Source organism: Jannaschia sp. R86511 (assembly GCF_042466345.1).
Taxonomy (GTDB): domain Bacteria; phylum Actinomycetota; class Actinomycetes; order Actinomycetales; family JBBAYJ01; genus Aquipuribacter.
The window spans coordinates 3,582,710-3,596,477 of record NZ_JAXHCD010000001.1; the positions used below are offsets into that span (position 1 = coordinate 3,582,710).

The window sequence follows — 13,768 nt, forward strand, 5'->3', positions numbered from 1 at the left end:
GGCTGGTGCGGTGGCTGCAGCGGTGACGGGATGGGTGACGGCGGCGGTGCTCGTCCTGGGCGGCACCGCGGTCGTGGCCGCTGCAGCCACCCCGGGACCGGTCCCCGACCCCCCCGCGCCGGCCACGGTCGCCCAGGGCCCACCGCCGCCGGGCCGGGCGAGCGGCGCGGCCCGGACGACGTCGGCGGGCGAGCGGGTCCCCCCGCTGCCCGGCCCGGTGGTGCGGCCGTTCGTGCCACCCCCGCACGACTACGGCCCCGGCCACCGCGGGGTGGACCTGCCCGCGGCCGCCGGCGCCACGGTCGTCTCCCCCACCGACGGGGTGGTGACCTTCGCGGGGCCGGTGGCAGGGCGCGGCGTCGTCGTCGTCGAGCACCCCGGCGGGACGCTGACCTCGCTGGAACCGGTCACCGCGGCCGGCGGCGTGGGCGTCGGGGTGACGGTCTCCGCGGGCGAGCCGGTGGCCGTGGTGCGGGGCACGCCGCGCCACGCCGGGTGCCCTCCCGGCCCGGGCGCCTGCCTGCACTGGGGCGTCCGGGTGCAGGGGCGCTACGTCGACCCGTGGTGGTGGCTGGGCCGGGGCGGAGCGGTACGGCTGCTCCCGGCGGGGCCCGACCCGTGAGTGACCGGGTCGTCCCCTCGCCGGCCGGAGCCCGGAGAACGGGTCAGCCGTCGCCGGCCGCGCTGAGCTTGGCCCGCAGCTGCATGACCGCCTTGGTGTGCATCTGGCAGATCCGGGACTCGGTCACCCCGAGCACCCGGCCGATCTCGGCCAGGGTGAGGCCCTCGTAGTAGTACAGGGTGACGACGATCTTCTCGCGCTCGGGCAGCAGGTTGATGGCCCGGGACAGCAGGAACTTGGTCTCCTGGGTCTCGAACGCCTGCACCGGGTCCTCGGCGCGGTTGTCCTTGAGCGTGTCGCCCAGCGTGAGGGAGTCGCCGCGCTCGCTGCCGGCGTGCATGAGCTCGTCCAGGGCCACGACGTTGGCGTAGGAGACCTTGGAGAAGATCTGGTGCAGGTCGCCGATGGAGATGCCGAGCCGGTCGGCGACCTCCTGCTCGGTCGGGCTGCGGTGCAGCTCCGCCTCGAGCGCGGCGTACGTGCGCTCGACCTCGCGCGACTTGCTGCGCACCGAGCGGGGGATCCAGTCGATCGAGCGGAGCTCGTCGATGATGGCGCCGCGGATGCGGGAGATCGCGTACGTCTCGAACTTGATGGCGCGTTCGAGGTCGTACTTGTCGATGGCGTCGATCAGGCCGAAGACCCCGTAGGACACCAGGTCGGCGTGCTCGACGTTGGGCGGCAGGCCCACACCCACCCGGCCGGCCACGTACTTGACCAGCGGGGAGTAGTGGACGATCAGCCGGTCCCGGACCGCCCGGTCGCCGGTGTCCTTGTACTCCCGCCACATCGCGACGACGAGCGCCTCGGCCTCCTCGGCCGGCGTCGGGGCCGCGTCACCCGTGTCGTCCGGGGACCCGTCGTCTTCCGACGTGCCCGCCGCGGACAGGTCGACGACCACGTCCGGCGAGCCCTCGTCGGGCTCGGTGCCCTGGGCGGTGTCCTGGCTGCTGTCGGTGTTCGTGCTGACCCCCGTGTCCGTGCTGGTCCCCGTGCCGTTCCGGTCACCCGATGCGCGCCCGCCCGTCATCGACGTAGTGCTCGCCATCGGTCCCCTCCCGGTGCTCAGGCCCGCGGGTGCGCCCGGTGGTAGGCAGCGAGCAGGCGAGCCTGCGACACGTGGGTGTAGATCTCCGTCGTCGTGAGCGTAGCGTGACCGAGTAGTTCCTGTACCAGTCTCAGGTCGGCTCCCCCGTCCAGCACGTGCGTGGCCGCGCTGTGCCGCAGCGCGTGCGGGTGCACGTCGGCCAGCCCGGCCGCGCGGGCGGTCCGGGCGACGGCGTCGCGGGCCTGCCGCTGGTCGAGGCGGCCGCCGCGGCGGCCCAGCAGCAGCGCCGGCGGTGACGTCGGCGTGGCCAGCTCGGGGCGGCCCTCGGCCAGCCACCGGTCCACGGCGCGCAGCGCGGGCAGGCCTAGCGGCACCACCCGCTCCTTGTCGCCCTTGCCCGTGACCCGCAGCGCCCGTCGCTCCCGGTCGACGTCGGCCAGGTCGACCCCGACCACCTCGCCGACCCGCGCCCCCGTGGCGTACAGCACCTCCACCAGCGCGTGGTCGCGCAGGCCGACCGCACCGCCGTCCGCCGCCGCCGCCGCGGCCTCGCACAACCGGCGTGCCTCCGGCTCGTCGAGCACGCGCGGCAGGTGGCGCGGGCGGCGCGGTGACACCAGCCGGCCGGCGGGGTCGGTCGTCAGCACCTGGTGGCGCACGGCCCACGACGTGAAGGTCCGGGCGGCGGCGGCCCGCCGGGCCGTGGTGGCCCGGGACCAGCCCGACTGCTGCCCGGCCCCGAGCCAGGAGCGCACGTGGGCGGTGCTGAGCCCCGACACGTGCTCCTGCCCCTGGCCGAGGGCGTGCAGCAGCAGCGACGACACGTCCGCCCGGTACGCCCGCACCGTGGCCGGCGACCGACCGCGCTCCAGGCGCAGCCAGTCCACGAACCGGGCGAGCACGAGCAGTGACGGCTCGGGCAGGACCGGTGGGCTCTCCGACGCGCTGGGCTCGGCCACCTGCTCATGGGACCACGACGCCCCCCGCCCCGACCGTGCCGCCACGCCGCCAGCCGGACTCGCCCCGGACCGCGACGCCGGCCAGCTCCAACCCGGCCAGGGCCGTGGCGACCAGGCGGTGGGCCAGGCCCACCTCGACCACCAGGTGGTCCAGGTCACGGGCACGCCCCGGCCGCAGCGACTGCCAGACGCGCAGGCCGTGGGGACCGCTGCGCTGCGCGAGCGCCGCCTGCGCGTCCTCCTCGCGACCGGTGGCGCCGAAGCCGGGCGACGTCGGCCCCGGGGCGAACAGGCCCATGCGCCCCAGCAGCTCCACCACGTCGTCGGCCCCGGTGACGCACGCCGCCCCGTCCCTCAGCAGGCGGTTGGTCCCCACCGACGCCGTCGACGTCACGGGGCCCGGGACCGCCGCGACGTGCCGTGACAGGTCGACCGCCGTGCGCACGGTGTTGAGCGCCCCCGAGCGGTGGGAGGCCTCGACCACGACCACCCCGAGACCCCAGGCCGCGATGAGCCGGTTGCGCAGCAGGAAGCGGTACGCCGCCGGCCGGGTGCCCGGCGGCACCTCCGACACCACCGCACCGCCCGCCTCGACGGTGCGCCGCAGCAGGTCCTCGTGCCCCGCCGGGGAGGCGCGGTCCACGCCGCCGGCGAGCACGGCCACGGTCGGCGAGGCGGCGCCGTCCGCCGCCGCCAGCGCCCCGCGGTGGACGGCGGCGTCGATGCCGTAGGCGGCACCGGACACGACGGTCCAGCCGCGCGTCACCAGCCCCGCCCCGAGCTCCGCGGCCACGTGCTCCCCGTAGGCGGTGCAGGCCCTGGCCCCCACGACGGCCACGGCGGGCGGCGGGCAGGCCGGCAGCTGCCCCCGCACCCAGAGGCAGATCGGCGCACCCCCGTCCGGGTCGGTGCGCGGGGACAGCTCGGCCAGGTCCCGCAACCCGTCCGGCCAGGCCGGGTCGGCGGGCGTGAGCAGCTCGATGCCGCAGCGCGCGCCACGCGCCACCAGCTCGGTCGTGGACTCCTCGAGCCGGTCGTGGCGGGTCTGCCAGACGTCGGGCCCGCGGCCGCGCCGCAGGTCCGCCAGCACGGCCGCCCAGCGCCCGGGGGACGCGCTCCCGGTCACGGCCCGGTCCCCCGGCTCGGCCACCCGGGACAGGTGGGCCCGGGCCAGCCGCTCGTCCTCGCAGCCGTCGGCGGGGTCGGACCGACGTGTCACGCGGCGGCCCCCAGGGTCCGGAAGGCCACGGCCTCGGCGATCTCGTCAGGGCCCGGCGAGTCCCGCCCGGCCAGGTCGGCGAGCGTCCACGCGACCCTCAGCGCGCGGTCGAAGCCCCGCGCGGTCAGCGTGCCGCGGTCGACGCCGGACACCAGCGGGGCCAGCACGTCGGTGCGGGGCCGGTGCCGGGCCGAGCGCAGCAGGGGCCCGGGCACCTGGGCGTTCGTCGCCGCGGCCGCACCCCACCGCTGCCGGGCCGCCGAGCGGGCCGCCGCGACCCGGGCGGCCACCACCGTCGTCGACTCACCGGCCTCGTCCTGGGCCCAGCGGGCCGCGGTGACCGCGGGCACGTCGACCTGCAGGTCGACGCGGTCCAGCAGCGGTCCCGAGAGTCGGGCCAGGTAGCCCCGCCGGGCCACCGGGGTGCAGGAGCAGGCGGCCCCGCGCGGGCCGGCCGAGGCCCGCCCGCAGGGGCAGGGGTTGGCGGCGAGCACCAGCTGGAAGCGGGCGGGGAGCCGGGCCACCCCCCGGGCCCGGTGCACCTCGACGACCCCCTGCTCCAGCGGCTGGCGCAGCGCGTCGAGCACCCCGCGCCGGAACTCGGGGCACTCGTCGAGGAAGAGCACCCCGGCGTGGGCCCGGGAGGCGGCCCCGGGACGGGGCAGCCCCGTGCCGCCCCCGACCACCGCGGTGACGCTGGCGGTGTGGTGCGGGCTCTCGAACGGCGGCCGGCGGATCAGCCGCGGCACCGCGAGCGTGCCCGCCAGCGAGTGCACGGCCGTGGCGGTCAGGGCGTCGTCGTCTCCCAGGTCGGGCAGCAGCCCGGGCAGCCGCGTGGCCAGCATGGTCTTGCCGGCCCCGGGCGGGCCCAGCATGAGCAGGTGGTGCCCGCCGGCGGCGACGACCTCTACCGCCCGACGGCCCATCGGCTGGCCCACGACGTCGGACAGGTCGCCGCCCGGTGCCTGGGGACCGGTCAGGTGGGGCAGCCCGCCGCCGGCACCGGCACCCGCACCGCCAGCCGCACGGGCAACGGCGGCCGGCCCCTGGCCGGGCGCCGGACCCGCGGCGGGGCCGTCCGGTGCCGTGTCCGGGGCGACCTCGGGCCATGGCTCCCCCCGGTGCAGGGCCACGGCCTCGGCCAGGCAGCGCACCCCGTGGACGACGACACCGGGGACCAGCCGCGCCTCCTCGGCGTTGGCCGCGGGGACCACGACCCTCGTGACCCCGGCCCGCTGCAGCCCCAGCACGGCCGGCAGCACACCGGGCACCGCACGCACCGCCCCGTCCAGGCCCAGCTCACCGACGTGCCCGACCTCGGCCACCGACGGCGGCACCTGGCCCACGGCCGCCAGCACGCTGATCGCCACGCCGAGGTCGAAGGCGGTCCCGGACTTGGGGAGGCCGGCCGGTGACAGGTTGACCGTCACCCGGGCCTGCGGCGGGGCCTGCCGGCTGGCCACGAGGGCCGAGCGCACCCGGTCCCGCGCCTCGAGCACTCCGGCGTCGGGCAGCCCCACCACGACCCAGCAGACCAGGCCCGGCGCGACGTGCGCCTCGACCTGCACCACGTGCCCGTCCAGGCCCACCAGCGCCGCGCAGGACGTCCGCCCGAGCCCCATCAGCCGACGCCCCTCACGTGGGTCACGTCGCAGGGTCCCGAGCGCCGCAGCTGCACGGCGACGACGTCCACCCGCGCCCCGCCGGCGTACCGCACCCGGGCCCGGGGGTCCTGCGAGGACCACCACACCCCGAACAACCGCCGCAGCCGACGCAGCTTGATCGGCGTCACGGACTCCAGCGCGGTGCCGCAGGAGTCGCCGCGCCGGGTCCTGACCTCGACCACGACCAGGACGCCGTCGGGGTCCACGGCGACCAGGTCGAGCTCCCCCGGGCAGTCGCGGTCACCGCTGCGCCAGTTGCGCTCGAGCACCCGCCAGCCCGCACCCACCAGGCGGTCGTGGACCAGCTGCTCGCCGAACACCCCCACCGCCGCTGTGGACCCCGCCGCTGCGGACCCCGCCGTCGCCCTGGACCCTGCTGTCGCCATGACCCGACGGTGCCCCGGCGGGCGGCGGCCAGGACCCGCCGGCGCTCACCGCTGTGGACGGGTGGGGGGCGCGAGGCGTTGTGAACACACCGCGGGCCGGCGGACCGGCCGGCGGGCGCGCGCTCAGCCCTCGAAGCCGCCGCTCTTGGGCACCTGCAGGTCGGACTTGGCCATCTCCTCGACGTTGACGTCCTTGAACGTCACCACGCGGACGTCCTTGACGAACCGGGCCGGCCGGTACAGGTCCCAGACCCAGGCGTCCGTCAGGTGGACCTCGAACCACACCTCGCCGTCCGCCCCGCGGGGCGTCACCTGCACGGCGTTGGCCAGGTAGAACCGTCGCTCGGTCTCGACCACGTAGCTGAACAGCCCGACCACGTCGCGGTACTCGCGGTACAGCTGCAGCTCCAGGTCGGCCTCGTACTTCTCCAGGTCCTCGGCGCTCACCGGTCCATCGTGGCACCAGCCGGCACCACCACCGGCACCCCGGCCTAGGTGTCCGGGGCCGGTGGGCGGAGCCAGGCCCGCCGCTCCCGGTGGACGAACTCGGCCAGCGGCGTAGGCAGGCGCCCCGTGACCCGTCGGACGTCGTCGGTCAGCGCCGCCGCCCGACCCGCCCGGGCGACGGAGTAGATGGCCGACGTCACCGCGACCATCGGCCAGGGCATCCCGCCGGACCGGGCGTGACGGACGTAGCGGGGCAGGCCCGGGGCGCGGTAGCGGACGTCACGGTCCAGCTCGCGGGCCAGCGCCGCCGCGACCTGCTCGTACGTCAGCGACGCCGGACCGGTCGGGGTCCACGCCCGTCCCTCGTGGGTGCCGGGGGCGAGCAGCGCCGTGGCGGCCACCGCCGCGACGTCGTGGGTGTCCACGAACGCCGTCGCTCCGCGACCCGCGGGGACGACGATCTCGTCGGTGTCCCGGATCTCGGCCCGGTGGGTCCCGGTCAGGTTCTGCATGAAGAACGACGGGCGGACGAAGGTCCACCCCACGCCGGACTCCCGCAGCCAGGACTCCAGCGCGGCGTGCGGCACCAACCGGTTGCGCTCGGCCCCCTGCAGGGACAGCAGGACCATGTGCGCGACCCCGAGCGCCCGTGCGGCCCGCAGGGCGGGCAGCATCTGCCGGGTCGGTCGGCTCAGGTGCGGCGGCCGCACGACGAACACGGCCCGGGCCCCGCGGAAGGTGGCCTCCCAGGTCGCGGGGTCCTGCCAGTCGAAGGGGACCCGGTGCACCGCGGCCGGGAACGCCGCCGCCGGGAGCGCCACCGCGGGGGCGGTGCCGGCACCGGGCCTCAGGGCGGCCCTGACCGGCACCCCGGCCTCGTGCAGCCGGTGCACCAGCGGCGTCCCGACGTTCCCGGTCGCCCCGGTCACGACCACGGGGCCGCTCACGAGCTGATGACCGGCGCCTGGTGCAGCCACTCCCGGGTGGCGGCGAGCCCGACGAGGAAGGGGGCCAGGTCCTGCCGCGGCAGCTGGGTGCCGTGGCCTCCCCCGACCTGCCCGACGACGCGGGTGCCACCGGCGGGCGGGCCGTCGGTGAGCCGCGGCGCGCGCACGACCGTCCAGTCCAGGCCCGAGGCGGCCACCACGTCGACCGCCGCGATGCTGTCGCGCAGGACCGCGCCCTGCAGCAGCCTCATGACACCGACGATCAACCGGTCGGCCGGGCCGGGCCTGTCGCCGGGACGGCGGACCCCCGCCCCGGTCAGCCACACCAGCCGCTGCACCCCCTGGGCCCGCGACTGCGCCACGACGGCCCGGGCGGCCGAGACCATGAGGTCCGGCGGGCTGGCGCGTCCCGGCCCCGCCGCGCTGACGACGGCGTCCGCACCCGCCAGGGCGCGTGCCACCGCCGCCTCGTCCTGCAGGTCGCCCGGCACCAGCGTGACCCGGTCGGCGTCGGCGCCGAGCGTCTGCGGGACCGCGGTCGGGGTGCGCGCCAGGACCGTCACCTCGTGCCCCGCCGCCAGCGCCGCAGCGACCACGTACCTGCCCGTCCGCCCGGTCGCGCCCAGGACCGTCAGCCGCATGGTGCCTCCTCAGAGATTGTCAGCCTGCCTGACGATCATACGCACCTAGACTCGCGGCGTGCACCCCAGCGACCCGGCAGACGCCCCCGGTCTGGCCCTGGCCCTGCTGCGGGCGGCGGAGTGGTTCGACCGGGCGCTGCTGGACGCCCTGGCCGCGCGGGGCTGGCCCCGGCTGACTCGCAGCCAGTCGCAGCTGTTCGCGGCGCTGGGCCCGGACGGGGCCAGCGTGGCCGAGCTGGCCCGCCGGGTGGGCGTGACCCGGCAGTCCATGCACAGCGCGGTCGCCGACCTGGTCGGCCACGGCGTCCTGGCGACCCGTTCCGACGCCCGGGACGCCCGCGCCGTCGTGGTGACCCTGACCCCGCGCGGGCAGCAGCTGGTGCGCGAGGCGCTGCGCGAGCTGGGCGCGCTGGAGCAGGTGCTGGCCGGACGGATCGGCCAGGACGCGGTGACGGCCCTGCGGGACGCGCTCGCCCGCCCCTGGGGCGAGCCGCCGGCCCCGGCGACCTGAGCCGCCGGGCCGACGAGGAACCGGGCCGACGAGGAACCGGGCCGACGAGGAACCGGGCCGACGAGGAACCGGGCCGACGAGGAACCGGGCCGACGAGGAACCGGGCCGACGAGGAACCGGGCCGACGAGGAACCGGGCCGACGATCAGCCGGGCAGCGGCGCCGCGGCTCAGCCCATGCCCTCCACCCAGTGCTCCTCCAGCCAGTCGCTCTCGGCGTCGGTGAACAGCCGGGACCGGATCAGGAACCGGACCCCGCGCGGGGCCTCCAGGCTGAACCCGGCACCGCGGCCCGGGACCACGTCGATGGTCAGGTGGGTGTGCTTCCAGTAGGCGAACTGCGGCCGCGACATCCACACCTCCACCGGGACCTCGAGCCCGATGTCGACCGACCCCAGCCGCACGTCGCCGTCCCCGGTGAGGAACTCGCCCTGGACGAAGCACATCGGCGAGCTGCCGTCGCAGCAGCCGCCCGACTGGTGCACCATCAGCGGCCCGTTGTCCTCGGTCAGCTCGCGCAGCAGCTGGGCTGCGGCCTCGGTGAGGTCGACGCGCCGGACCTCGGTGGTCGGGGTCTCCGTGGTCATCGTGGACTCCTTCGTCGGTGCGGGCGGTGCGTCGGGCGGACGAGACGGGCGGGCGGGGACGACGAGGCTCCCGGCGCCGGCGGGGCGGCCGCCGACGCCGGGAGCGTCATCGTGCGCAGGGGCGCCGGATCAGAAGAACCCCAGCTTGGTCGGGGCGTAGTTGACCAGGAGGTTCTTGGTCTGCTGGTAGTGGTCGAGCATCATCAGGTGGTTCTCGCGGCCGATGCCGGACTGCTTGTACCCGCCGAACGCGGCGTGCGCCGGGTAGTCGTGGTAGCAGTTCGTCCACACCCGGCCGGCCTTGATGTCGCGGCCCGCGCGGTAGGCGGTGTTGATCTCCCGCGACCACACGCCGGCGCCGAGGCCGTACAGCGTGTCGTTGGCGATCTCGATGGCGTGGTCGTAGTCGCGGAACGACGTGACCGACACGACGGGGCCGAAGATCTCCTCCTGGAACACCCGCATGCTGTTGTTGCCGTCGAAGATCGTCGGCGTCATGTAGTAGCCGTCGGTCAGGTCGCCGCCCAGGTCCGCCCGCTCGCCACCGGTGACGATGCGAGCGCCCTCGGCCTTGCCGATCTCGATGTAGCTGAGGATCTTCTCCAGCTGGTCGTTGCTGGCCTGCGCGCCCATCATCGTGTCGGTGTCCAGCGGGTTGCCCTGCTGGATGTGCTTGACCCGCTCGGTGGCGTCGGCCAGGAACTTGTCGAAGATCGACGCCTGGATCAGGCCGCGGCTGGGGCAGGTGCAGACCTCGCCCTGGTTGAGGGCGAACATCGTGAAGCCCTCGAGGCACTTGTCGTAGAAGTCGTCCTCGGCGCGGGCGACGTCCTCGAAGAACACGTTGGGGCTCTTGCCGCCCAGCTCGAGGGTGACCGGGATCAGGTTCTGGCTGGCGTACTGCATGATCAGCCGGCCGGTGGTGGTCTCACCGGTGAAGGCGACCTTGGCCACCCGGCTGCTGCTGGCCAGGGGCTTGCCGGCCTCGACGCCGAAGCCGTTGACCACGTTGAGCACGCCGGCCGGCAGCAGGTCCCCGATGAGCTGCATCAGGACCATGATCGAGGCGGGCGTCTGCTCGGCGGGCTTGAGGACGACGGCGTTGCCGGCGGCCAGCGCGGGGGCGAGCTTCCAGGTGGCCATGAGGATCGGGAAGTTCCACGGGATGATCTGGGCGACGACGCCCAGCGGCTCCTTGAAGTGGTAGGCGACCGTGTCCTCGTTGATCTGCGACAGGTGGCCCTCCTGCCCGCGCAGCACACCGGCGAAGTACCGCCAGTGGTCGACCACCAGGGGCATGTCGGCGGCGAGCGTCTCGCGCACGGCCTTGCCGTTGTCCCAGGTCTCGGCGACGGCGAGCATCTCGAGGTTGGCCTCGATCCGGTCGGCGATCTTGTTGAGGATCACCGAGCGCTCGGCCGGGGCGGTCCGGCCCCAGGCGGGCGCGGCCTTGTGGGCGGCGTCCAGCGCCAGGTCGATGTCCTCCGACGTGCTCTGGGCGCACTCGGTGAACGTGCGGCCGTTCACCGGGCTCGGGTTCTCGAAGTAGCGGCCCTTGACGGGCGCGACCCACTCGCCACCGATGTAGTTGTCGTACCTGCTGTCGTAGCTGACGACGCTGCCCTCGGTGCCGGGCGCGGAGTAGACGGTCATGCGCGGTCCCCTTCTCGTGCGGACGGCACCCTTGCCGCCCGTCCCGACGCTAGGCAGCCGACGTTGCAGCAGGGTTGCAGCGGGGCGGGCGGCGTCCCGGACGGCCTAGCCCTCGGCGAGCAGGAGAGCCAGGTGCGCCGCGACCTGGGCCCGGCGCGGCGAGCCGTAGGGCAGCTCGCGCAGCAACCGCTGCCAGACCTCGAGGTCGTCCGGGGCCTGCGTCGAGGCCCAGCGCCACAGCGTGTCGGTGGAACCGGCCCGCAGGACGTGTCCCCGCAGGCTGCCCTGCAGCTCCAGCCGGGTGCGGGTCACCACGGGCGCCTCGGAGGTGGGCAGGACGGGCCCGCCGTACAGCTCCAGCGCCCGCCGGTGCGCCCCCCGGGCCAGGGCCGCGGCGACGTCGTCCGCGTCGCTGCGCAGCGGCACCAGCAACCGGTAGGGCCGGGTGCCGACGGCCTCCACCCCCAGCAGTCGTCGCAGGACGCCCCGCAGCCGCGACACCTCGGCCCGCACCGTGACCGGCGACAGCCGGCCCTGGCTGAGCGACTCCGACAGCACGTCGCCGGACACCCCGGCCTCGTGCCCGGACAGGACCAGCAGGATCTCGGCGTGACGGGGGGTCAGGGTGTGGACCCGACCGGCCACGTGCAGCCGCGGCTGCTCGACCCCCAGCACCTGCAGCCAGGCGGGCGGGGCCGAGGTGTCCGGCGCTCGCCGGGGCCGGACGAGCAGGTCGGCCTCGACGGCGGCCACGGCGGCCCGCACCAGGGCCAGGGCGTACGGCGAGGCGACCTCGGGACCGCCCGTCAGGTCGACCGCACCGACCACCTCGCCGCTGAGCGGGTCGTGCACCGGCGCGGCCGAGCACGACCACGCGTGCACGGGGGTGGCCCAGTGCTCGCCGGACAGGATCTGCACGGGCGAGTCCAGGGCCAGCGCCGTGCCCGGGGCGTTGGTGCCGGCGTGCGCCTCGTCCCACCGGGCCCCGGCGGTGAAGCCCAGGGAGTCCATCCGGGTGCGGACCGCCCGGTCCCCGCTGACGTGCAGCAGCCGGCCGTCGGCGTCCGACACCGCCAGCACGTGCGGCGCGTCCGCGGTGTCCAGCAGCATCCGCTCCAGCAGCGGCAGCGACTCGGTCAGCGGGCTGGCGCGCCGCAGCTCGGCCAGGGTGCCGTCGTCGACGTCGACGTCCAGGGTGGGGTGGTCGGGGTCCACCCCGGCGTCGCGGCAGCGCCGCCACGAGTCGGACACCAGCGGGCGGACGGCCGCCGGGGCACCGGGCCGGGTCTGCCACCGCTCGTGCTCACGGCGCGTGGCAGCGACGTCGGTGTCGCTGGTCGCGGCCTGGTGCACCTGGCCTCCGCTTCGCCGGGGAGACAGCTGGTTACCTCACCAGTCTCGCACGGCCCCCGCCTGCGGGTCGGCGGGCTCGGCCACCTCACCCGGACGGGGTCCGGCACCGGGCAGCCGCCAGGAGCGCCGGTGCCGGTCGCACGGCCCGTGCTCCTGCAGCGCCGCGAGGTGCTCCGGGGCGCTGTAGCCCTTGTTGTGCTGCCAGCCCCAGCGTCGGTCGTGCTCCCCCAGCCGGCTCATGAGCCGGTCCCGCTCGACCTTGGCCAGCACGGACGCGGCCGCCACCGCGGTGCAGCGCCGGTCGGCCTTGGGCATCAGGTCGACCGGCGGGGCCACCGAGGCCAGGGTGAGCAGCTCGACGGGCCCGGTCGGGGCCACCGGCTCGAAGGCGTCGAACAGGGTCTCCTCGCGCGGGGCCGGCACCGGTCGGTGGAGCCAGTCGTAGGTGCCGTCCAGCAGCAGCCGCTCCGGCGCCGCCGACAGCTGTGCCAGGGCCCGCAGCCCGGCCACCCGCAGCGCGACGAGGATGCCCCAGGCGTCGATCTCGTCGTTGTCGGCGTGCCCGACCGCCCAGGCCGGGGCCCAGCGGGCCAGCAGCGGGAAGAGCCGCTCGCGCTCCAGGGGGCTCAGCCGCTTGGAGTCGTCCAGCCCGGCCGGGGCGCTGCGGGTCGCGGCGTCGACCACCACCACCCCGACGGTGACCGGACCGGCGAGCGCCCCGCGCCCCACCTCGTCCATCCCGCCCACGCGCACGAGGCCGTGGCTGCGCATGGCCGCCCGGGCCAGGCGCAGCGAGGGCCGGCCGACCGGCGGCCGGTCGCTCACGAGACCCCTTCGAGCCCGCCGACCTCGTCGAAGACGGTCTCGGGCGTGGGCAGCGTGCCGAACCGGTCGAAGGGCCACATCACCAGGACGGCCCGGCCGACGACGTTGTCCAGCGGGACCATGCCGGCCCCCGGCTGACCCAGCTGGTAGCGCGAGTCCTCGGAGACCGAGCGGTGGTCGCCCTGGACCCACAACCGGCCCTCGGGCACCTCGACGGAGAACTCGATCGTCGAGGGCACGTCCCCGGCGAACAGGTAGGGCTCGTCGACCGGCACGTCGTTGACGAGCAGGCGGCCCTCCTCGTCGCAGCAGGCCACGGTGTCCCCGGGCAGGCCGATCACCCGCTTGATCAGGTGCTCGCCGGAGTTGGCGGGCAGCAGGCCGACGAACGTCAGGGCCTGGACCACGAGGGAGGGCTCGTCCTGGGACGCGGGCAACCAGCCGCCGGGGTCCACGAACACCACGACGTCGCCACGCTCCAGCGTGCCCGGGCCGGGCTCGAGCTTGCTCACCAGCACCCGGTCGCCGACCAGCAGCGTCGACTCCATCGACTCCGACGGGATGAAGAACGGCTGCACCAGGAACGTCTTGACCAGGACGGCGATGACCAGCGCGACCAGCACGGTGACGCCGATCTCGCGGACGTCGCGCCACAGCCGCGCCCAGGGCGAGGCCTGGCGCCGGCCCTTGCCCCGGCCGGCCGGGGCGGCGTCCGCGGTCCAGGCCGCCCGGTGCGCCCGGTCGTCGCCGTCGGCGGGCGACGGCGTGCCGTCCTCGCCCGCGCCGTCGCCGACGAGGTGCTCCCAGTCGGGCTCGCCCTGCCCGGCGGGGCTGGGCCGACTACCCCGGTCCGGCACACGAACTCCTCGGCTGGTGCGCCCCGGCGAGCGGTGCGCGTGCTGCTGCTG

Annotated in this window: 15 protein-coding genes; 2 read left to right on the forward strand and 13 right to left on the reverse strand. The window is 76.1% G+C overall.

The annotated features are described in order from the left end of the window. Positions 1-10: 10 nt before the first annotated feature. Positions 11-622, forward strand: coding sequence for a peptidoglycan DD-metalloendopeptidase family protein (locus tag SJY06_RS16715; protein WP_380168660.1), 612 nt, complete (start codon positions 11-13; stop codon positions 620-622). Between the two features lie 43 nt (positions 623-665). Here SJY06_RS16715 and whiG read toward each other — a convergent pair whose 3' ends face one another. The 8 genes from whiG to SJY06_RS16755 form a co-directional block, all read right to left on the reverse strand. After that, complete coding sequence (whiG, locus tag SJY06_RS16720) at positions 666-1,670, reverse strand: RNA polymerase sigma factor WhiG (RefSeq protein WP_380168661.1); 1,005 nt, start codon at positions 1,668-1,670, stop codon at positions 666-668. 17 nt (positions 1,671-1,687) lie between these two features. Then, complete coding sequence (locus tag SJY06_RS16725) at positions 1,688-2,629, reverse strand: tyrosine recombinase (RefSeq protein ID WP_380168662.1); 942 nt, start codon at positions 2,627-2,629, stop codon at positions 1,688-1,690. A 4-nt stretch (positions 2,630-2,633) separates the two neighbouring features. Then, a complete protein-coding gene (gene dprA, locus SJY06_RS16730; protein WP_380168663.1) occupies positions 2,634-3,848 on the reverse strand; it encodes a DNA-processing protein DprA in 1,215 nt (404 codons plus the stop codon). Further along, positions 3,845-5,470, reverse strand: coding sequence for a YifB family Mg chelatase-like AAA ATPase (locus tag SJY06_RS16735; RefSeq protein WP_380168664.1), 1,626 nt, complete (start codon positions 5,468-5,470; stop codon positions 3,845-3,847). The genes dprA and SJY06_RS16735 overlap by 4 nt, the downstream gene beginning before the upstream one ends. Continuing rightward, entirely contained in the window at positions 5,470-5,898 is a 429-nt protein-coding gene (locus SJY06_RS16740; protein ID WP_380168665.1) for a YraN family protein, read from the reverse strand. The genes SJY06_RS16735 and SJY06_RS16740 overlap by 1 nt, the downstream gene beginning before the upstream one ends. Before the next feature lie 123 nt (positions 5,899-6,021). Beyond that, on the reverse strand, positions 6,022-6,345 hold the full coding sequence (locus SJY06_RS16745; protein WP_380168666.1) for a DUF2469 domain-containing protein: 324 nt from the start codon (positions 6,343-6,345) through the stop codon (positions 6,022-6,024). A gap of 44 nt (positions 6,346-6,389) precedes the next feature. After that, positions 6,390-7,292, reverse strand: coding sequence for an NmrA family NAD(P)-binding protein (locus tag SJY06_RS16750; RefSeq protein WP_380168667.1), 903 nt, complete (start codon positions 7,290-7,292; stop codon positions 6,390-6,392). Continuing rightward, positions 7,289-7,933: an NAD(P)-dependent oxidoreductase gene (locus SJY06_RS16755; protein ID WP_380168668.1), complete on the reverse strand. Its 645-nt coding sequence runs from the start codon at positions 7,931-7,933 to the stop codon at positions 7,289-7,291. The genes SJY06_RS16750 and SJY06_RS16755 overlap by 4 nt, the downstream gene beginning before the upstream one ends. Before the next feature lie 58 nt (positions 7,934-7,991). Here SJY06_RS16755 and SJY06_RS16760 point away from each other — a divergent pair, with 58 nt between their 5' ends. Then, positions 7,992-8,444: a MarR family winged helix-turn-helix transcriptional regulator gene (locus tag SJY06_RS16760; protein WP_380168669.1), complete on the forward strand. Its 453-nt coding sequence runs from the start codon at positions 7,992-7,994 to the stop codon at positions 8,442-8,444. A gap of 168 nt (positions 8,445-8,612) precedes the next feature. Here SJY06_RS16760 and SJY06_RS16765 read toward each other — a convergent pair whose 3' ends face one another. The 5 genes from SJY06_RS16765 to lepB all read right to left on the reverse strand — a co-directional run bounded on the left by SJY06_RS16765 (position 8,613) and on the right by lepB (position 13,717). Beyond that, a complete protein-coding gene (locus tag SJY06_RS16765) occupies positions 8,613-9,029 on the reverse strand; it encodes a DUF779 domain-containing protein (RefSeq protein ID WP_380168670.1) in 417 nt (138 codons plus the stop codon). A gap of 129 nt (positions 9,030-9,158) precedes the next feature. Then, positions 9,159-10,682 carry an aldehyde dehydrogenase family protein gene (locus SJY06_RS16770; RefSeq protein WP_380168671.1) on the reverse strand — a complete coding sequence of 508 codons (1,524 nt, stop codon included), beginning with the start codon at positions 10,680-10,682 and terminating at the stop codon, positions 9,159-9,161. A gap of 105 nt (positions 10,683-10,787) precedes the next feature. Further along, a complete protein-coding gene (locus tag SJY06_RS16775) occupies positions 10,788-12,035 on the reverse strand; it encodes a GAF domain-containing protein (RefSeq protein WP_380168672.1) in 1,248 nt (415 codons plus the stop codon). A 36-nt stretch (positions 12,036-12,071) separates the two neighbouring features. Next, positions 12,072-12,860 carry a ribonuclease HII gene (locus SJY06_RS16780; protein ID WP_380168673.1) on the reverse strand — a complete coding sequence of 263 codons (789 nt, stop codon included), beginning with the start codon at positions 12,858-12,860 and terminating at the stop codon, positions 12,072-12,074. After that, on the reverse strand, positions 12,857-13,717 hold the full coding sequence (gene lepB, locus SJY06_RS16785) for a signal peptidase I (RefSeq protein ID WP_380168674.1): 861 nt from the start codon (positions 13,715-13,717) through the stop codon (positions 12,857-12,859). The genes SJY06_RS16780 and lepB overlap by 4 nt, the downstream gene beginning before the upstream one ends. Between the last annotated feature and the right edge of the window lie 51 nt (positions 13,718-13,768).

What these genes read in the sequence shown, in the direction of transcription:
- SJY06_RS16755 (WP_380168668.1), bottom strand. Translation starts at nt 7,933, where the DNA reads ATGCGGCTGACGGTCCTGGGCGCGACCGGGCGGACGGGCAGGTACGTG.
- SJY06_RS16735 (WP_380168664.1), bottom strand. Translation starts at nt 5,470, where the DNA reads ATGGGGCTCGGGCGGACGTCCTGCGCGGCGCTGGTGGGCCTGGACGGG.
- SJY06_RS16765 (WP_380168670.1), bottom strand. Translation starts at nt 9,029, where the DNA reads ATGACCACGGAGACCCCGACCACCGAGGTCCGGCGCGTCGACCTCACC.
- SJY06_RS16740 (WP_380168665.1), bottom strand. Translation starts at nt 5,898, where the DNA reads ATGGCGACAGCAGGGTCCAGGGCGACGGCGGGGTCCGCAGCGGCGGGG.
- whiG (WP_380168661.1), bottom strand. Translation starts at nt 1,670, where the DNA reads ATGGCGAGCACTACGTCGATGACGGGCGGGCGCGCATCGGGTGACCGG.
- SJY06_RS16770 (WP_380168671.1), bottom strand. Translation starts at nt 10,682, where the DNA reads ATGACCGTCTACTCCGCGCCCGGCACCGAGGGCAGCGTCGTCAGCTAC.